This window comes from Paenibacillus zeirhizosphaerae (assembly GCF_030705605.1).
GTDB classification, from domain to species: domain Bacteria; phylum Bacillota; class Bacilli; order Paenibacillales; family Paenibacillaceae; genus Paenibacillus; species Paenibacillus zeirhizosphaerae.
The window spans coordinates 205,878-224,654 of record NZ_JAPCKK010000016.1; the positions used below are offsets into that span (position 1 = coordinate 205,878).

Below are 18,777 nucleotides of genomic sequence, written 5' to 3' on the forward strand. Positions count from 1 at the left end.
GGAAAAAAGACCCTCCTAATTATACTAGAAAACCCTTCACATTTCCTTTATTTTCTTATATAGCAATAGCCTACGCTGGCTTCACATCATTCCAAGCAGCTTCGCAAAATCATAGGCAGGATATATAGCCCGCTTTCGAGCATGAATTTACTATTATTCACCCAAATTAAGTGAATTTTAAGCTTAGCGACATTTTTCATTAAGGTTGGACATATATAATTATACTAATAATCGTTTTCCGGGGAGGGCTTAAGATGACCGACAGAGCGTATACATCATTGTGGATGACCCAATTTTTAAGAGGTACTGACCAGGAGAAGAGGCAGCGGATTCAGGAGGCCAAGCGGAACAATGATATAGATTTGATCAGCAGCATCTATTTTCATCTTTCGCTGCGCAATCAGGAGCATTTACTATAATGGCAATTGCATAGCTTTCATTGCCTGCTCCTATTCACCTTTGCCCATGCATTTCATATGATGAATGTAGATGAAGCCTCTCTAACTCATGCTGAGATGAAGGAGGAGTATATGATGAATCATTCTGCCCGGAACATCAACCTTATCGTATTTATCATCGTCTCTTTGGCATTTATCTTCGGATTTGGGAAACTTACACCCAGTAATTCTGACACCATTATCCTATCATAATGACCTAGCGCACGTAGGAGGGAAGCGTAATGGCTAATCAGAAAAATGGCAGAGCCAAAAAAAAGGCTGCTGTGCGCCAGAGCCCTCCTCCTCTATCCCAATTAACCCCTCAGCAAATTGCGGTCATCGCCGGTCTGCTTTCCAATGCTTTAATTGTGGAGTCCATCCTGGTGGATAAGGATCAGCAACTGGAAATCGTACTAAGCGGCTCCTTACGACGGCACGGCAAACTGGATCATCTTTTGTCCAAACTGGATGCTACCTCACTTCGTGATTTTTTCGATGCTATGAATAAAAGTTGATTTTTAGAGAAGCACACTATTCTAAAACCAACAACCTCCACACTCTGAAGCTTAGCTTCTATTTCTTGGACAAGTTCCCTAAATCCTGAGCAGCATCTAGGCTTAAGATGACGATGATAACAAAAGAACAGCTCAATTATGGTAGTCATCTGACCATAATCAATAGCTGTTCCTGCCTTTCTAACATCTATTGCATCATACGATTTATATCCTTCTATCCGCTCATCCGTTGCAAATGGACTACTTGGGTTTGATTTCTCCCAGGTATGGATCGGAACCTAATTGGAACGCAGCGGTTCTATTGGCACCGCCACCTGGCCGTGTTCAAGTGAGACAGATGGAAGAGATGCGGCGAGCTTTCGTTCAGCATCTTCTCTCTCCAAGTCTTGCTCACTAATCTCACCAGACAATACCCCGCGCATACGCTTCTGATCGAGCAGCCCCTCCCATTTTGCTACAACAAAAGCGGCTACACAGTTCCCCATTAGATTAGTGAAGACTCGCATCGTATCCATAAACCGGTCTGCGCCGAGCAGCAGCGCGACTACAGCTACCGGGAAAGCGTTGAGGGCAGCCGCCGTGGCGGACAAGGCCAGAAAGGCTGAACCCGGAACCCCAGCCATGCCCTTGGAGCTAAGCATCAACACCAGCAGCATCGTAATTTCCTGCCCTAAAGTCAGTTCAATGCCAACCGCCTGCGCAAGGAACACGGTAGCAAGCGACAGATAGATGGATGCCCCGTCCAGATTGAACGAATACCCGGTGGGTACAACCAGCCCCACAACAGCACGGTCGCAGCCTGCCTTGGTCAGTTTATCCATCATCCGCGGCATGACCACCTCCGAAGATGCGGTGCCGATAGCCAGCATGATTTCAGCGCGTGTATATCTCACAAACTGTAGAAAGTTCAGGCCAGTAATCCACCACGCTGCCAGCGCCAGCAGGACCAAAAATAGCAGTGCTGCACCATAACAGGCCAGGATGAGCATACCGAACGAGGACAGCGTAGCTACACCGTAGGCTCCCACCGTGTAGGCCATCGCTCCAAAAGCTCCGATCGGGGCGAGCTTCATGACATAACCGATAATGCGGAAAACGATGCCCAGCACTTGTTCGATCAGGGTCAGGACATTCTCCTTCGCCTTGTGCTCTGTTGCAGAAAGTGCTACCCCGAACAGGCAGGCGAACAGAAGCACCTGCAGCAATGCATTCTGGGCAAAAGCATCCACAACGCTGGTAGGAATGATGTTCAGAATGAACTCGACCACACCAGGCAGATGGGACCCATTTGTCTTGGCTTCAATGCCGTTTGCATCCAGTGTGGACGGATCAATATTCATGTCTGCTCCAGGGCGAAACAGATTAGCCGCCGTTAAACCGAGCACCAGCGCGATAGTGGTTGCAATTTCAAACCAGATGATCGCCTTCATGCCAATCCGCCCTACCGATTTAATGTCTCCGATTTTAGCGATTCCCGTGACAATCACCAGGAAAATCAGCGGTGCAATGACCATTTTGATGAGCTTGATGAACCCGGTTCCAAGCGGCTGCAGCATACTGCCCAGATCAGGCCACAGCACACCAACGGTGATGCCAATCACCACGGCGATGATGATTTGAAAAAAAAGTGATTTCACAAAAGACATTAAACGATCTCTCCCTTGCGTCGGATGGATTAACGTACTGTTCACGTGTAACTTTTTATACCATCCAGGATCAGAAGACAACAATGAAATATCTTTAATTTTGTGAATTCATACAAGTTGAGAAACCAAATTTAGATGCGAAAACGGAAAAAGACGAATGTTACGTCAATAAAAATGACACAACATCCACCTTTAGGACAAAATTATGATCATTCTCTAGATCGCCACATTCCCCACCTTATGGACAAGATACATCATCCCGCCCAGAAATAAAGCAAGCCCTACATACCCAAGACCAAACTTCAAGCGGGACGCCAGAGGCACTTCATAATAGCTGTCATTTTCGAACACAGCATAGTCAACAGCCACATGGATTCTTAAATGAAGACCACTCTCCGCTTCCAGGGGCTCAATTTTATACACATGGACCCGCTCTATGATCCCCTGCCGAGGCAACGCAAGAGTGCCCTCAAAATCCATGCTTTCCCACAGCACTTTAACGTACTGTCTTCCTTCCCGGTCACTATATGTCATGTAAGGCAGCTCCCGCCGGTGTTCCGGTCCGGGAATAAGCATCCCCTGTTCCTTCAAATGCTCTACCGGAAGCAAAAAGCTGTCGGTTTCGATTTCACTTTGTTCGTTCGGACGGCGCCGAATGTATTTTTTGTACAAATCAAAGGCGAACATGCCCCAAATAATAAAGAACACAAAGGATTTCAAATAAATAATGACAACCAGTCCCCCAACCAGACCGACCACCCATAACCAGCGGGTAACCGCAGTGGCAATGCGTCCGCCATCGAGAGGATGAATCGGAAGCAGATTAATCAGGTTGAGGAAAAAGCCTACATAGGATAACGCATATAATAGCGGACTATCCGTTATATAAGCAGCGACGAAAACGGCTGTCGAACCAACCGTCCCAAGCAGTGGCCCACCAAAAGCCATATAAGCCTCTGTAACTGCATCCTGCGGATGCTTCTTCAATGCAATCAATGCACCTAAGAACGGAATGAAGACAGGTGCACTAACCGGTAGCCCCTTCCGTTTTGCGGCAATAACATGCCCCAATTCATGAACAAACAGTAGCAGGACAAACCCGATCGCAAATGACCATGGGTAGATCAAGGCATATGCACCGATGGAAGCCGCCATAGAAAGCAGCGCACCGCCGAATTTCCCCAGCTTCAGCAAAGCCAACAAAGACTTCCCTTTGGCCAGAAGGAGCACGATTACAGCACCCCAGGACCAAATGGACGAAGATTTCTTGCTTTCTTCCTGCTTCAGTACCATCAATCCTTCCTGAATTTGAATTCATCATGAGATCACACTTCACTATTTTACAAGCAGTTGCCCCATAAGATAAACTAAATAAAGAAAAAAAGCCGCCGTATACATAAACGGCAAGCTTAGTCTGGACCTCATTATTCATTCAATGCTGTAGTCAGTGCCTTTAGATTCTCCTGCATGACCGCGATATAATCACGATTATTCTTGATATCATCCTCAGTCAGCCCTTCCAGCGGGTTCAGCACAGCGGTCTTGGCTCCGATCTCCCCGGCAATCGTCTGGGCTACTTTGGGATCGACTAGCGTTTCGAAGAAAATCGTCTTCACCCCGTGCTCTTTGGCAAACTGTACGATCTCGGCCATTTGATCCGGGGACGGCTCCTGATCAGGGGACAGGCCGGAGATCGGCACCTGTGTCAGACCATATTCATGTGCAAGATAGGCAAATGCGGCATGCTGAGTGACAAGCTCCTTGTTCTTGACATTAGCAAGGCCGTTTCTGTAAGCCGTATCCAGCTCCTGAAGCTTGGCGATATAGGCATTCGCATTTGCTTCATAGTCAGCCTGGTTGGCGGGATCCGCCTTAATCAGAGCCTGCTCTATCGCTTTAACTTCCTTCTGGGCAAGCACGGGACTCAGCCACACATGTGGATCTTGGGCGTAATCATGGGAATGGCCCTCTTCTTCCCCATGCGCCTGCTCCTCACCTTCGTGGGAGTGCTCTTCTGCCTCATGTTCATGTTCCGCTTCTGCACTTTCAGTAAGATCTATACCGCTCGTAGCTTCTATAACAATCCGTTGATCATTGCCGGTACTGGCCAATGCGTCTTCCACCCAGGTTTCCACGATGCCGTTGTATACAAATACATCGGCCTCCTGGATCTGTGCCATGTCCTTGGCGCTTGGCTCCCAATCATGAGGCTCCGTTCCGGTAGGCACCAGTGCCGTTACGTTGGCATGTTCCCCGGCGACCTGTCTGCTGAACTCATACATGGGATAAAATGTCGTCACAATATTCAGCTTGTCACCGTCCGCGCCCGACTCCGCACCATTTCCCGCCCCTGTGCTTGTGCTGCCTGCGCCAGATCCGCAGCCTGCCAATGCAAGCACAAGTCCAGCACTGACCAACCATGATTTTGCAAAAAACTTGTTCAATACTCTCTCCCCTATCTATATCGTTCTAAATCCTTCTATATCGTTCAAACAGCCAACATTACTGCTCAGGTACGTCTTTAGTGAAATTCGTAGCATGTTCATGAATCTTGGCCTGGTCATCCGGCTTGCCCGCCGATTTGAGCTTAGCCAGCTTCCGCACCAGCCGCTTAATGCCTGTGCCCACAATCAGCAGAAGCAGCAGAGCAAAGGCAATCGTACCCCCAGGCGGTGTGCTGAATTCATAGGACGCGGTGAGACCTGTGAAGACACCGACCAGACCGATCCCCATCGCTAGGAAAATAGCTGTCGTGAAGCTCGGGGCAATCCGGATAGCCAGTGCCGCCGGCAGCACGATCAGAGAGGATACGAGCAGCACGCCGACAATCGGCATCGCAGCAGCGACGACCATCCCCGTCAAAATGCTGAACCCAAACGAGATCCAGTTCACGGGCAAGCCGTTCGTTTTTGCCGTTTCTTCATCAAATGTAATCTGATACAACGGTCTTCTAAAGAAAAAGAAAAACAACGCCGCCAAAACGGCTACAAAGAACATCAATTTAAGCTCGGTTGCATCCACCGCCACGACCGATCCGAACAAGTAGGACGTAAAGCTCTTGTTGACGCTCTGGTCAAGGCTCATCAGAATGACCGCCGTTGATAGCCCGCCTACCATAATAATGGCGACAGATATTTCGCTGTAGGTTTTATAGGAACGTCTCACATATTCAACGATGATGGCCCCTAGGACCGCAACCGCAAAACCGCTCAAGGTCGGATTCAGCTTCAGGTATGCTCCACCCGCCACACCGGCCAGCGAGACATGGGACAACATGTCCGCCATCAGCGCCTGTCGGCGCAGCATGAGATAGACTCCAAGCACCGATGCCAGCAAAGCAATTATCCCACCGGCATAAAATGCCCGTTGCATGAAGTCGTAGTGCAGCATTTCCATCCGCCCTCCTCCTTTCTTTCGAGCTCAATGATGCGATCCAGGTACCCCTGAACCTCCGAAAGTCCGTGGGTGACCATGACGACGGTTCTGCCATGAACCTTCACCTGGTGATGCATCAATTCATAGAAGCCCTGACGGCTTTGCTGATCCATGCCTGTAGTCGGCTCATCCATGATGAGCAAATCAGGGTCCTGCGCAAGCGCCCGCGCGATACAGATGCGCTGCTTCTGTCCACCCGACAGCTCACCGATCCGGCGTTGTCTCAAGCCCCACATGCCAACCTGACGCAGTGCCGTCTCCGTTTGCCTATGATCCTCCTCCGTCATTTTCCGCAGCCATGATCCCTTCGTATAACGGCCTGAACGGACAAATTCCAACACCGTGCTCGGGAATCCTCCGTTAAAGGCTGCGATTTGCTGTGATACATATCCAATGACCAGCTTCTTGCCCTCCGCATTCACCGGGGAGCGGAACACCTCACCCTTCCAAGGCTGAAGCAGTCCCAACAACAGCTTGAGCAGCGTGGACTTGGATGCTCCGTTCGGTCCGGTTACGGCCACAAACTCGCCGGAATAAATCTCAATACTTGCATCTTCAAGGCCAGGAACATCGTTATAACCAAACACGACATTCTGCAATGATGCCAAAAGCATACGAATTCGCTTCCTTTCCAATCTTCCATTCTACATGTATACACCGGGACACTTCTGTAAATATTACGATCTGTGTACAAAAAAATAATGTCCATCCGGTTAAATGTAATTTTTACGTACAAATCAGTTTACCATCCGTTTACACGTTGCGTCAACCCGTTTATGCTCCACACCCGCCTGGCTACCAGGCTGCAAAAAAAGAAGCCGGGCCGCGCAGCTTCTTTTAAGACCTGTGCTCCTGGCACTCTTCACAAACCCCGTACACTTCAAACCGATGATTCATAATCTTGAAGGAACCCGGAAGATGAAGAGTCTGCTCCATAGGGCAATAATCAAAAGTAAGCGTCTTTTCACAGTTCACGCAAATAAGGTGATGATGATGGTGCTCTGTGCAGCTTGCACGGAACTTCAAGCCGCCGTCCATAAAATAAAACTGCTCCAAGGCACCCATCTCGCTCAGCAGACGCAAATTGCGGTACACAGTATCAAAGCTGACATTGGGGTACTTGACGGTCATTTGATCATAGACATCCTTAGGTGACAAATAACCATCAGCTCCGGCAAAAATATCGGCAAGATTCTTCCGTTGTTCGGTAACGCGCCAGCCGTGCTGTGTCATAATATGAATCATATCCTGAACCGTAGCTTCATGGCTTTGTTTATGCTCGTGCTTGTGCTCTGTCATGGCATATCGTCCCTTCCCTTATGCAGAAACTGTACGGTGCCGGCTTCTGCAACTCTTATGACGATATTTATTTTAACAGTAATTATTACTTATTGCTATCCTAAGCTTCAAATACTTCTTGCGGAAGCCATGGCAAAGGGTTATCAAAGGTGGCCCAATTCAGGGTCATTTCTTCTTCAGTTAACAAGCAGGCATCCAGATTGTGTTCAATGGCTTCACGGTCCATACCAATCCCGATCATCACAAATTCGCTCAATCGGTCGCCCCATGTCTCGTCCCATGTCAGCTTCACCTCGGGATCATTACGAAAGACCTCTTCCTGTTCCTCCGGCGGAAAGGACGCCAACCAGGCCCCGGCAGGTCCGAATTGGATGGATGGTCCGGCCTGGCTTAAGCTGGCTGCCCAATCCTGTTCGATGGCAACCCATATCAAACCTTTGGCTCTCACCACCTCCACAGGCCACTCACTGAGATAATCAGCCAGACGTTCCGGGTGAAACGGCCTTCTGCGGCGGTAAACGAACGAACTAATGCCGTATTCGTCTGTTTCAGGAGTATGGTTGTCTTTACCCAGCTCCCGAATCCAGCCGGGGGCCATGCTGGCTTTCTCAAAATCAAAAAGTCCTGTATTCAAAATCTCGGTGGGCTCTACCTGTCCTTTAACCGTGCGAATGATTTTGGCAGACGGCTGAAGCTTCCGCATCATTTCCTCCAGCTTGTTCAGTTCTTTCTCTTCCACCAGATCACATTTGTTAAGAAGCAGCACATCACAGGTCTCAATCTGGTCCATCAGTAAATCTACGACATCTCTTGTGTCCTCTTCACCAGCCGCTTCGCCCCGTTCTAATAGACTTTCCCCTGATGCAAAATCATGCCAGAACCGATATGCATCCACCACCGTAACCAGACAGTCAAGTCTGACTAAATTCGACAGGTTGATGTTCGAGCCCTCGTCAGCATATGTAAAGGTCTGGGCAACAGGCACCGGCTCACTGATCCCCGTCGATTCAATCAGAATATAATCAAATTCCCCCTCTGTCGCCAGCTTATTCACCTCCAGAAGCAAGTCTTCGCGGAGCGTACAGCAGATGCAGCCATTGGATAGCTCGACCAGCTTTTCTTCAGTACGGGACAAATTGGCTTCTCCCTTGACCAGTTGAGCGTCAATATTCAGCTCGCTCATATCGTTTACAATAACCGCTACCTTCATGCCATCCCGGTTGTTCAGCACATGATTCAATACCGTTGTTTTTCCGGAGCCCAAATAACCGCTTAAAACAGTAACAGGCACCTTTTGGTCAGTCATAATCACTTCTCCTTGTGTTTAAATTGTAATTATTACGATTGATTTAAACACCTTTACACCCTATTGTCAACCGTATGGAATGCGTCTATTTGCTCTCATATAGGACAACATACAGGCACCGAGTAGGTGTAATCCATAGAATATACCGTTACTTGATAAACCATTACCAAAGAAGGTAACGATTCAATAGAGGAGGTGACTCATATGTCAAAAGCGGCAGTCCGCAGAAGCGATGTCAGCAAACTTATCGGCAAGCAAGTGTATGCTCTTAAAAAAGACGGCACCGTGGTCGAAGGCAGGCTTGTACGAATCAACGGGAACAAAATCTATGTAACCCATCCAAATAAAAAAGTGAAAACCTCTGCCATCCTGCCACTCGTGCTTTTTGACCTGCTTGCTATCAGCACTGCTCCTTATGCCTTTGGCTCCTATCCACCTTACGGCTACGGCACACCTTACGGCTATGGAACACCACCCGGATATCCAGGATATTTCTGGTGATTGTCGAAAATACTCTCCTTTGAATAGCACAAAAAAGTCCCGGTAATCGGGGCTTTTTGGGCTGATAAGCAGACGTCAATCAGTATACTTCAAAGCCTTCAAGCAGGGGGCCGCCATACGGTTCGAGCCATTGAAGGGTGAGCGCAATGAGCTGCTCCATGGAATCATTCCGGTATAATTCTTCGAGGCCTGCCTCAAGTGCTGTTCCCTTCTCCGGATCGAACAATCTCAGATTGCGGATTAAATGTTTTCCTTCCCCGATCCACTGATTGTTCGCCCTAAGCATCAGCTTACATAACGCTTCGCTCAGCTTGCTCGCCACAAACCAGGTCTCACAGAGCTGCGTGCTTCCCTTCAAATCCTGAATATGCTCCGTGATCTCGTACCGTGCGTGATCCAGTTCATATTCCCCCCATGGCATTGGTCCGTAAGCCAGGTCAGCACGGGCCTCCTCAAGCACTTCAAGCCCGTCTTCATCTGCCCGGATAACCTCGCCCTCCGCTATAATTCTTTGCAGTGTGGGATTCCCTTCGTTAATCCCCGCATCGAATAGTTCCCGATAGGATGTGGAATTGAGAATAAACAGCTCTGTAACCCATCCAAAGGCAGCAACGGTTTTCCGAAAAGGAAGCTCCTTGCTATTGTCATAGATGACAATGTCCAAATCTGAGTAAAGCGTGACCTGTTTCCTGACCGCGCTTCCCCCCAGCACGGCAAGAGAGCAATCGGGGAAATCCAGATGAACTAGGCTTTTAGCCGCCTCAAGTGCTTCTTTTCGCATAACAACACCTCCTCTTCAAGCCCTTTTACCGCTCAGTATATTCATCAGCCCCGATTCGTTGCATGGGTGAATATCCAGATATTCTGTTCTGAAGCGGACAAGCATACAATGTTTCCAAGATCATGTTCTAAAAGGAGACGGAAGATGCCGAAAACCATGCCTCTTAAGCTGCTGCCCTTGTTCCTTTCCTCTGCCTTCGCTATTCCCGTTATTGTAATCTTCAGCCCGCATTGGCTGTCCATGCTTCAATCCAGTGCACTGCAGCAATTAAAAACGGTTTTTACTGGTATATTTCTGGAGGCTCTGCCGTTCATGCTGGCTGGCGTACTGCTGTCCTCCCTGGTGTTATTGTTTGTGTCCGAGCAATGGGTGCGCCGCCTGATGCCCTCTAATCCATTTGCCGGTGTACTGTTTGCTGTCCTGCTTGGCATATTGCTTCCCATTTGTGAATGCGGGCTTATTCCCGTCGTGCGCCGCCTGATGCGAAAGGGCATGCCAACGTATATTGCCGTCACCTTTATGCTCAGCGGACCGATCATTAACCCCATTGTGTTCGCCGCCACGGTGATGGCTTTTCCGGGTCATCCCGGTATGGTCGCGGCCCGCTTTGGACTTTCCTTTACAATAGCGGTGATCACTGGACTCCTTGTGTACGTTTTTGTCAAAACCAACCCGCTCAAGCGCCCTGTGCAGCATTTTTCTGCTCCGGCACCGCAAACGTTCAATCATCATCATCGAACCTGGAAAACCTTTTTTGTTCATTCCGGAGATGAACTGATCGATATGGGAAAATACCTGATTATCGGCTGTCTGCTGACGGCAGCGATCCAGACCTTCATTTACCGTGACGATTTGCTGGCCATTGGCAGTGGACCTGTGCTTTCTTATGCTTTTATGATGAGCTTTGCCTATGTACTGTCGCTCTGTTCTACTTCCGATGCCTTTGTCGCTTCGTCGTTTATCCATTCCTTTACAGCCGGGCCGCTGATCTCGTTTCTGGTGCTTGGCCCTATGCTCGACTTCAAAGGTACGCTGATGCTGTGGAGCACGTTTCGTCTCCCGTTTGTCATCGGGATTGGAGTAGTGATCATCGTGCTTGTTTTTATAGGCTCTGTCCTGGTGAACAGTATGGTTCCATGATGATTTAAAGAATGCGGCTGCTGAAATTCAGAAAAAAGGAGGCGAACAAACGATGAATTCTTCCTTCTCCATACGAATGCATTATTTGCTGCGCATGCTGCTGATTGCCGGCCTGGCCGTCTACATCATACATCTGAACCGGGCTGATGCGCTGCATTATTATCTGGCTCCACATATGCAGCTCCTGCTGCTGTGCTGTCCTGTTCCTTTGCTGTTTATCGCTCTGAGTATGGGACTTCACGGGGTGGGAGGACGCACCGAGGAGCTGTGCGACTGTGAGCATACACTTCCCGATACATTATCCAAAAAAATCTTTGTTTACGGACTCTTTGTCCTGCCTCTGTTGCTCGGTGGCTTACTGCCGGATAAGTCCCTGGGCAGCGATATGGCCGCAAAGAAGGGCATGTCCTACACCCTGCCCGGCCAGGAGCTTCGCCGTAAGCAACAGGATGGCTCCGTACAGGGTATAGGGCAAGCGGCAGCAGCGGGGAACGGGGAAGCAGCAGCTTTAAGGTCGCTGGACGCGAGATTCGTGCCGCCGGATGAATACAATGTGGAGTTTGCCGAGCTTGCCAAGCGATTATATTTGGAGCCGAAAATCGTCGTGCAAGAGAAGATTTTTTCGGAAACGATCGGGGCTATTGATTTGTATAAGCATGAGTTTGAGGGCAAACCCATATCCATTACAGGGTTTGTATATAAAGACGAGCAAATGGGAAATGGGCTGCTCTTTGCCATCGGCCGATTCCTGGTCATGTGCTGCCCCGCAGACGCCACCCCATTTGGCATTATGGTGGAGGCAGAGCATGCGCCAAAGCTGGCCAAGGATTCCTGGGTCAAGGTGGAAGGAACACTGCATGTGGCGGCAGATGAAGGTGTGGAGAGACTGGAAATCCGCGCTGCCAAAATTACGCCAACAGAGGAACCCGAAACACCTTATATTTACACACAGGCGGATGCCTTGGCCATATTTGACCGGCTCTAATCATCCATTCAACTTACTCGGCTAAATGCAGAACAATGGAATCAGCTGTTGGCATAGGCCTCTTGCGCCACCCGGCCGCATGCTTCGATACGATCCGCAGAAGCTCGCTTAATGCAGGCGACTGCCACTTCTTCGTATGGTATGCGACCTGTGTGGAGACACGCTGTGGGCGGTCATCCCAGTTCAGCCTCAGCAGCTTGCCTTCCTTCAGCTCATTCTGTACAGTAACGAGTGGCAATAACGACAGACCGAGCCCTGTCATCACACATTGCTTTATGGCTTCAATGCTCCAGAATTCAAGCTTGGGGTCCGGAAAGATTCCGTGGCTGTTCAGATGCTGCTCAAAGAGGGCCCGGTACGTACAGCCAGCTTCAGTATGCAGAATGGTTTCCTCTCTGAGATCGGCGGGCTCCACGTGCTCCAGCTCTGCAAGGGCATGATGAAGCGGGGCGACCAGCGCCATCTCCTCTTCAACCAGCAGCTCGATATGAAGGTCTTTGTCCTCCAATTCCGGCTGCAGCAGGAAAGCCATATCCAGTTGTCCAGCACGGACCAGATCCTTCAGCTCCCAGCATAAGCCTGGCTTGAGGGAAATTTTCACGTTCGGATAACGCTCACGGTATTCCCGCAGCACGGCAGGCAGACGGAACGCAGCCAGTGACTCTGGCGCCCCGATCATCAGCGTACCGCCAACATCCGCAACCGAATGCACGGCATCTCTCGCCAAAGCATGCATTTTGGCAATTTCCTGTGCATAGGGGAGAAGTCTTCGTCCCGCATCGGTCAGCATAATCTTCTTACCTATTCTGTCAAATAACGGTGCACCCAGCTCAGCTTCAAGCGCCTGAACCTGGGCTGTGATGCTGGATTGCGCATAATCGAGCCGCAGGGCTGCCCGTGTGAAGCTTCCTTCCTCTACCACCACAAGAAATGTAAATAAATGTCGAGATTCCATAACTCCTCCTTACCCATCGATTATTCCGATGCAAATCATTTGATATTTCCGTTTTTCCGATGTACCTATTATCTGTTAAGCTGGGTTCAAATTCAAGGAAAGAGGAAAAAATTTATGGAATCCAACGGCTCTCAACAGCTTCAAAAAACGATAGGAACTCCACAGGCTGTAGCAATGTATATCGGAGCTGTCATCGGCTCCGGCGTTCTGATCGTTCCCGGGCTGGCGGCGGAGATAGCCGGCCCTGCCTCTCTGCTTGCCTGGGGATTCATGACTTTGCTTATTTTGCCGATGGCCCTCTCCATGGGCCTGCTGTCGGCCAAGTACCCGAATGCAGGCGGAGTCTCCCATTTTGTCACCCTTGCTTTCGGCCCCCGTGCAGGAGCGCTTGTCGGCTGGTTTTTTCTGATGTCCGTACCGATTGGGGCTCCTGTCGCCGCCTTAACCGGTGCCGGTTATTTGACCGCTGCGCTCGGCTGGGGCGACAGTGCCCGAATTCTCATTGCTTTCCTGATTCTGGCCGCCGGCCTGTTGTCCAACTGGGTTGGCATGAAGCTGGCTGGAGGAATTCAGGTGGTCGTTGTGATCGGCATCGCAGCCGTGCTTTTGTTCGCATTCGCCGTGTCGGTCCCCCAGATGGAAGTATCACATTTCACGCCATTCCTTCCACATGGCTGGGTAAGCATCGGGCAGTCTGCTGCCATCTTGTTCTGGTGTTTTATCGGATGGGAAGCCGTTTCGCATATGTCGGAGGAATTCAAGAATCCGCAGCGGGCTGCCGTAAAAGGTGTGATGATCGCTGCCGTCATCGTTGGTTTCCTTTATTTTCTGTCCGCGCTGGCTACCGTTGGGACACAAAGCTACCTTAGCGGTGCGGATACGGCGCTGGTCCATATGATCAGCGTACCGTTGGGACGCTGGGGAGCCTTGATTGCAGGCGTCATGGGCATTTTTATCTGTACAGCAACCATAATCGCTTACACCGGTGCCGCTTCACGTGTGGCTTACTCCCTGGCCCGCGAAGGTCACGCTCCGGCATGGATGGGTCGGTTATCCGGCAAACACCATTCCCCTACAGGCGGTCTGATCTTCCTTGGCATTACATTTACGCTTATCATGTTTCTGTATGCCAGCAAAATAATTTCACTAACAACACTTATACAGTTACCCAACGCCGCTTTCATTCTGACTTATTTGTGCGGATGCGCCGCAGGAATACGGCTGCTGAAAGAAGACAGACGGGCGCTGGCCGTAAGCTGGATCTCATTTCTATGCACAGCCGCCGTCTTTCCTTTTACCGGCTGGGCCATGCTCTATCCGTGCGCCATTTTGGCAGTCTACTGGATTGCTGCTTTACTCAGACACAAAAAAAGCGGCCGCATCCACTGCACACCGCTGTCTGATCAGCCCTCGACAGGAAAAAAAGCTTAAGTTGATCAGTCCAATGTCCCTGCCTTAATCGTATTAAGCAATCAGCATCGCCCCTGATCGGCCATTGAGCCGCCATTAGGGGCGATGCTGAAATGCTTCCAGATCGATCCTCCGGTTGCCCAGCAATTCAACTCCTTCAGCCTGCAGAAACAGACATTGCAGCTCAGCCGATTCATCATCCTGGACGGCAATTTCACCTTTGGCGTTGACTACACGATGCCATGGCAGACGATACTTGCGGCTCATGGAATGAAGAATGCGCACGACCTGCCTCGCGGCACGGCTGCTTCCCGCTTCTCTGGCGATCTGTCCGTATGTCATCACTTTTCCCTCCGGAATCTGTTGAATCACTTCAATGACCCGGGCTGTAAATGGTGTCAAGCTTGAAATCCTCCCGTTCAAATAAGCTTTGTTTAACATTTTATTCGGGATTTGAAGAAGAAATCAAGGCTTTTAAATCCGTTTCTATTTTTACCGGAGCGGTGGCCGGAGCATAACGCTTTATAACTTTTCCGTTCCGATCGACAAGGAATTTCGTGAAATTCCATTTAATTCTGCTCGAAAGAACTCCTTTTTTCTGTTCTTTTAAAAATGTAAAAAGCGGATCTGCGTGCTCTCCATTCACATCAATTTTCGCAAAAACAGGAAACTTCACCCCATAATTCAGCTGGCAAAATTGAGTGGTTTCTTCTATATTGCTGAATTCCTGATTATTGAATTGATCACAGGGGAAACCAAGTATCTCCAGACCTTCTGCTTGATATTTTTCATATAGCTCCTGTAATTCTTTAAACTGCGGCGTTAATCCGCATTTGCTTGCCGTGTTCACTATAATTAACACTTTGCCTTCATATTCTTTTAATGATCTTGTTTCACCATTTGGCATTTTTGCTTCAAAATCATATACCGTCTTCATGATTAATGTCCTCCCGGATTGCACGGATGCGAAATTTGTATAACACCTTCTATACTAGCACGTGTCTTCCAAACTAGAAATTGGTTCATATTTCTTTTGACGTTAAGCCCGAGTAAATCAAGATTTTTATGTAAAAGGCTCTGCCAGCCAAAAAGCCGATAGAGCCTAATATGCGGTTTAATCCTGAAACACGTTAGCCAGCCGATGATATTCATCGAATACTCTATTTATGTCTGCTGCTATTTTTTGTGCGCCATAACTGGTTGAGTAAACAGAATTGGCCGTAAACACTTCCCCCTGAACAATAGAGCCATTGGCGTAGATAGGCAGGTCTTCACGCAAGCGATGATTATTCGTGTTGATGGATACGCCGCCAAGCCCATTAAATTGAAGCAATTGTTTGCCTGCCAAGTGTGACAGCAGCGAATCGGTGTCCGCCGTCTGGAGACCTGTCGTGTTGATGATGACATCATAGTTATCTGTATTTATCGTTGACAAATCATCAACATTTATCATGCTGAGCTGGCCGGAGCTGAACAGTTCCGAGATAGTCCTTGCATTACGAAGGGGCATGGAATGAGCAATTCTCCCCAGCCAGGAGTTGACTTCAATGTTAAAGCGCTTTTTATCGTCCAGAGACAGCCGCGGCCAGACAGTGTTCAAGCCGTCGATCACATCCATTAAAATATCTTCCCACACATTCTGTTTTTGATTACATAGTTGAATTTCATAATTTAATTGCGCAACAGAATCTCGATCCCCGGGAGCAATGAAATCTGTTAAATACATACCATGTTCAAGGAAGTGCTGGTCAAGCATATCCAACATGCAGGAAATGAGAGAATAATCATTGGGCAGCTTTCCTGATCTCATCAAATAATGATTAAGAAAGCTGCGTTCCGTTGGTTTAATCACCTGCTTCCGTACGGAAGGAAATAATTGACTCGTCGAGCAAATATCTATACGCCCCTCATGTTCGCAGCCAGCCAGATGCGCCAACGTGTCTACCGCCGATAGCTTGCTCCCCAAAATCAGTACAGATGCCCTCCTGTCCATATCGGTAAGGTTTTTTGCCGGGTAAGGAGGCAAAATTTTCTCTCCTTGCAGAAAGCCTACATCCTTTTTAAATTGAAGTCCTGTTGAAATAATGACAGCATCATAATCCGTAATTTCTTCATTAACGTGAATGCAAGGCTTGCCACCCTTGGTGTTAACATAAAGATCATAGACCCGGTCAGAAATAAAATTCACTCCAGATATATACGTTCTAGCGACAGACAGCTCTTTTTCTAAAAAAGCTGAGGCCAGATCCCTCGGAACCACATCACCGGTAGACACATGCAATCCTTGGTCATGGACAAGAAATCTCTCGAAGCCATCAGGCTCCTCAGGATCAATAAAACTGACACCCACGCTGGTATTAAGCAGCATCCTTTCAGAACCGGTATTAAAGGATCGTCCTCTAAATGGAAGCCCCGGATCATAGATATCTATCACAACATGTTCACCCTTTAAAACTTTACAGACTGAGATAGCATCAACAATACCTGACGGACCCGCACCAACAATTGCTAACCTGAAAGCTTCCATTTCTCGACCTCTTTTCTATAAAATAGTGGTTGATCAAATTAATAATAACATCATTTTATTGCTATAATATTAAAATTCATCTATGTAATTGGAACTATTTTCATGATTACTCCTCTCGGTTCAACAGTTAAACTCGCTCTTCAACTTCCCGTTTACTATCGGTAGTGCCAGTGCTATTTATAAAATCAATATGCTTAAATCCCCATCCACACATATCGGTCAAAACAGAACTCAACGTTGTCCCATGTTCGGATAGCGAGTATTCGACCTTTGGAGGGATGGTTTGGTACACTTTGCGAATGATGAGTCCGTCCCGCTCCAGCTCCCGCAGCTGATTCGTAAGCATGCCCTGCGTCACATTGGGCAGCTGGCGTTTTAACTCACCGAACCGTTTGGTGCCTTCCTTCAGCAGAATAAACAAGATGAGCGGCTTCCATTTGCCCCCTATGACCTGCAAGGTCGTCAATATCCCCTGTTTTCTATACAACGGATTGTTCTCGGCGTCCATATTCTCCCCCCTGATTTTGACTCTATCCAAGTACTTATCTCTACTTTACCAAAGCAGCCTGATTTAAAATAGTACTACTTATTTTCGTACATAGTACAGTTTAACGTACTATCTTTATCCCAGGCGGCATCTATCGTACGGTTTTCAAGACTAAGTATGAATAAAAAGCGTACTTTTCAAAAATAGCTTTCGATTGAATAATTGGAGATGCAAATAAGCTGGCTTTAAAAACAGGAGGCAAACAAAATGAAAACGATGGTAATCGTTGCACATCCAGGCCTGGAGGCATCCCGTGTCAATCGGACTTTCATGCTGGAGATTCAAAATCATGCAAATATCGATGTAAGAGACCTCTACAGTATTTATCCCGATTGGAATATTGACGTGGAAAAGGAACAGCAATTGCTCCTGTTGTATGACCGGATTATTTTTCAATTCCCTTTTTGTTGGTATAGCTGCCCCCCGTTATTAAAAAAATGGTTTGATGATGTATTTACGTACGGATGGGCGTTTGGACCTGAAGGAAATCATTTGAAAGGCAAGGAATTTATGCTTGCAACTACGACGGGAGGCCCGGAACACGGCTACCAGGCGGGCGGAGACAATTGCTTTACGATCAGCGAATTTTTCAGACCGATACAAAGAACGGTAACCAAATGCAACGGAACGTATCTTCCGGCTTTTGTTACCTATAATACTACTCATGGTACCGATGCCTATTTCGCGCAAGAGGCCAAGAGATATGCAGAATATATCCAAATTTCTTCGAGCTTGCTCGTGCATTGATGCAGCTTTTTCTCAATTAAGGGGAGCAGCGGCAATAATTCACTCCCAAACCTTGTCAAGCTGATCAGAATAAAAAAGAATGGCCCTTTTATATTTCTGTATTTCGCTGTCATTGGAGCTTTCCGCTATGCACTGCAGCAGAATTTCCATCGCTTGCGGATGCTGCTGCAGGTTATACAACGTCATCGCGTAAAAAACCTTCATCGCCCGGTTGTCCGGAAACAGCTCCATTCCTTTGCGGAACGTGCGCTGCGAGCCCTCATAATCTCCCAGTGTGCGGTATGTGCTGCCCATTCCCAGCAGTGCCCCTTCCAGGTCTTCCCCAGACAAACCCAGCGATACCGCCTTTTCATAATAAGGTATGGCTTCCCTCTCCCGTCCCAGTACGTCAAAGCTCCAGGCGCATTGGTAGTTCACCAGCGCATCCTGCGGGTGCAGTTCCACCAGTTCCACCAGTATTTGGTTCGCTGCCATAAGCTCGCCTTCACTTCTGAGCTGCAGGGCTTTGTCCAGTCGCTCCTTCATCCCCTCACTCCTCTATTTAGT

At 48.5% G+C, this 18,777-nt stretch carries 21 protein-coding genes; 7 read left to right on the forward strand and 14 right to left on the reverse strand.

What is annotated here, in order from left to right; translation table 11 throughout:
- Window positions 1–254: 254 nt before the first annotated feature.
- Together OIN60_RS10735 and OIN60_RS10740 are read left to right on the forward strand one after the other, a co-directional pair.
- The gene (locus OIN60_RS10735) at window positions 255–419 is read left to right on the forward strand and encodes a hypothetical protein (RefSeq protein WP_305754862.1); all 165 of its coding nucleotides are present in this window, start codon (window positions 255–257) and stop codon (window positions 417–419) included.
- Between the two features lie 260 nt (window positions 420–679).
- On the forward strand, window positions 680–952 hold the full coding sequence (locus tag OIN60_RS10740) for a hypothetical protein (protein ID WP_305754863.1): 273 nt from the start codon (window positions 680–682) through the stop codon (window positions 950–952).
- Between the two features lie 278 nt (window positions 953–1,230).
- On the opposite strand, the gene dctA is transcribed toward OIN60_RS10740, so the two are convergent.
- The 7 genes from dctA to OIN60_RS10775 all read right to left on the reverse strand — a co-directional run bounded on the left by dctA (window position 1,231) and on the right by OIN60_RS10775 (window position 8,638).
- Window positions 1,231–2,598 (reverse strand): C4-dicarboxylate transporter DctA, encoded by a 1,368-nt coding sequence (gene dctA / locus OIN60_RS10745; protein ID WP_305754864.1) that lies wholly within the window; start codon window positions 2,596–2,598, stop codon window positions 1,231–1,233.
- A gap of 216 nt (window positions 2,599–2,814) precedes the next feature.
- Window positions 2,815–3,891: a site-2 protease family protein gene (locus tag OIN60_RS10750; protein WP_305754865.1), complete on the reverse strand. Its 1,077-nt coding sequence runs from the start codon at window positions 3,889–3,891 to the stop codon at window positions 2,815–2,817.
- Window positions 3,892–4,022: 131 nt separating this feature from the next.
- Window positions 4,023–5,042, reverse strand: coding sequence for a metal ABC transporter substrate-binding protein (locus OIN60_RS10755; protein ID WP_305754866.1), 1,020 nt, complete (start codon window positions 5,040–5,042; stop codon window positions 4,023–4,025).
- A 58-nt stretch (window positions 5,043–5,100) separates the two neighbouring features.
- Window positions 5,101–5,994 carry a metal ABC transporter permease gene (locus OIN60_RS10760; protein ID WP_305754867.1) on the reverse strand — a complete coding sequence of 298 codons (894 nt, stop codon included), beginning with the start codon at window positions 5,992–5,994 and terminating at the stop codon, window positions 5,101–5,103.
- Window positions 5,940–6,647, reverse strand: coding sequence for a metal ABC transporter ATP-binding protein (locus tag OIN60_RS10765; protein ID WP_305754868.1), 708 nt, complete (start codon window positions 6,645–6,647; stop codon window positions 5,940–5,942). Before OIN60_RS10765 ends, OIN60_RS10760 begins: the two co-directional genes overlap by 55 nt.
- Before the next feature lie 223 nt (window positions 6,648–6,870).
- Window positions 6,871–7,332 carry a Fur family transcriptional regulator gene (locus tag OIN60_RS10770; protein ID WP_305754869.1) on the reverse strand — a complete coding sequence of 154 codons (462 nt, stop codon included), beginning with the start codon at window positions 7,330–7,332 and terminating at the stop codon, window positions 6,871–6,873.
- A 100-nt stretch (window positions 7,333–7,432) separates the two neighbouring features.
- Window positions 7,433–8,638, reverse strand: coding sequence for a GTP-binding protein (locus tag OIN60_RS10775; protein WP_305754870.1), 1,206 nt, complete (start codon window positions 8,636–8,638; stop codon window positions 7,433–7,435).
- Between the two features lie 204 nt (window positions 8,639–8,842).
- On the opposite strand from OIN60_RS10775, the gene OIN60_RS10780 reads away from it, so the two are divergent.
- Window positions 8,843–9,139, forward strand: coding sequence for a hypothetical protein (locus OIN60_RS10780; RefSeq protein ID WP_305754871.1), 297 nt, complete (start codon window positions 8,843–8,845; stop codon window positions 9,137–9,139).
- A 79-nt stretch (window positions 9,140–9,218) separates the two neighbouring features.
- Here the strand turns inward: OIN60_RS10780 and OIN60_RS10785 are convergent, their stop codons facing one another.
- On the reverse strand, window positions 9,219–9,920 hold the full coding sequence (locus OIN60_RS10785) for a nucleotidyltransferase domain-containing protein (protein WP_305754872.1): 702 nt from the start codon (window positions 9,918–9,920) through the stop codon (window positions 9,219–9,221).
- 144 nt (window positions 9,921–10,064) lie between these two features.
- On the opposite strand from OIN60_RS10785, the gene OIN60_RS10790 reads away from it, so the two are divergent.
- The gene (locus tag OIN60_RS10790; protein ID WP_305754873.1) at window positions 10,065–11,060 is read left to right on the forward strand and encodes a permease; all 996 of its coding nucleotides are present in this window, start codon (window positions 10,065–10,067) and stop codon (window positions 11,058–11,060) included.
- A gap of 52 nt (window positions 11,061–11,112) precedes the next feature.
- Entirely contained in the window at window positions 11,113–12,045 is a 933-nt protein-coding gene (locus tag OIN60_RS10795) for a TIGR03943 family putative permease subunit (protein WP_305754874.1), read from the forward strand.
- A 13-nt stretch (window positions 12,046–12,058) separates the two neighbouring features.
- On the opposite strand, the gene OIN60_RS10800 is transcribed toward OIN60_RS10795, so the two are convergent.
- Window positions 12,059–13,000 (reverse strand): LysR family transcriptional regulator, encoded by a 942-nt coding sequence (locus tag OIN60_RS10800; protein ID WP_305754875.1) that lies wholly within the window; start codon window positions 12,998–13,000, stop codon window positions 12,059–12,061.
- A gap of 114 nt (window positions 13,001–13,114) precedes the next feature.
- Here OIN60_RS10800 and OIN60_RS10805 point away from each other — a divergent pair, with 114 nt between their 5' ends.
- The gene (locus OIN60_RS10805) at window positions 13,115–14,431 is read left to right on the forward strand and encodes an APC family permease (RefSeq protein ID WP_305754876.1); all 1,317 of its coding nucleotides are present in this window, start codon (window positions 13,115–13,117) and stop codon (window positions 14,429–14,431) included.
- Between the two features lie 75 nt (window positions 14,432–14,506).
- On the opposite strand, the gene OIN60_RS10810 is transcribed toward OIN60_RS10805, so the two are convergent.
- From OIN60_RS10810 to OIN60_RS10825, 4 genes are all read right to left on the reverse strand, one after another.
- The gene (locus tag OIN60_RS10810) at window positions 14,507–14,812 is read right to left on the reverse strand and encodes an MGMT family protein (protein ID WP_305754877.1); all 306 of its coding nucleotides are present in this window, start codon (window positions 14,810–14,812) and stop codon (window positions 14,507–14,509) included.
- A 40-nt stretch (window positions 14,813–14,852) separates the two neighbouring features.
- On the reverse strand, window positions 14,853–15,347 hold the full coding sequence (locus tag OIN60_RS10815; RefSeq protein ID WP_305754878.1) for a glutathione peroxidase: 495 nt from the start codon (window positions 15,345–15,347) through the stop codon (window positions 14,853–14,855).
- Between the two features lie 177 nt (window positions 15,348–15,524).
- Entirely contained in the window at window positions 15,525–16,937 is a 1,413-nt protein-coding gene (locus OIN60_RS10820) for an FAD/NAD(P)-binding protein (protein ID WP_305754879.1), read from the reverse strand.
- Window positions 16,938–17,064: 127 nt separating this feature from the next.
- Window positions 17,065–17,445 (reverse strand): winged helix-turn-helix transcriptional regulator, encoded by a 381-nt coding sequence (locus tag OIN60_RS10825; protein ID WP_305754880.1) that lies wholly within the window; start codon window positions 17,443–17,445, stop codon window positions 17,065–17,067.
- A 246-nt stretch (window positions 17,446–17,691) separates the two neighbouring features.
- On the opposite strand from OIN60_RS10825, the gene OIN60_RS10830 reads away from it, so the two are divergent.
- Entirely contained in the window at window positions 17,692–18,231 is a 540-nt protein-coding gene (locus OIN60_RS10830; protein ID WP_305754881.1) for an NAD(P)H-dependent oxidoreductase, read from the forward strand.
- A 39-nt stretch (window positions 18,232–18,270) separates the two neighbouring features.
- On the opposite strand, the gene OIN60_RS10835 is transcribed toward OIN60_RS10830, so the two are convergent.
- Window positions 18,271–18,756, reverse strand: a complete 486-nt coding sequence (locus tag OIN60_RS10835; protein WP_305754882.1) for a tetratricopeptide repeat protein — start codon at window positions 18,754–18,756, stop codon at window positions 18,271–18,273.
- Window positions 18,757–18,777 lie beyond the last annotated feature (21 nt).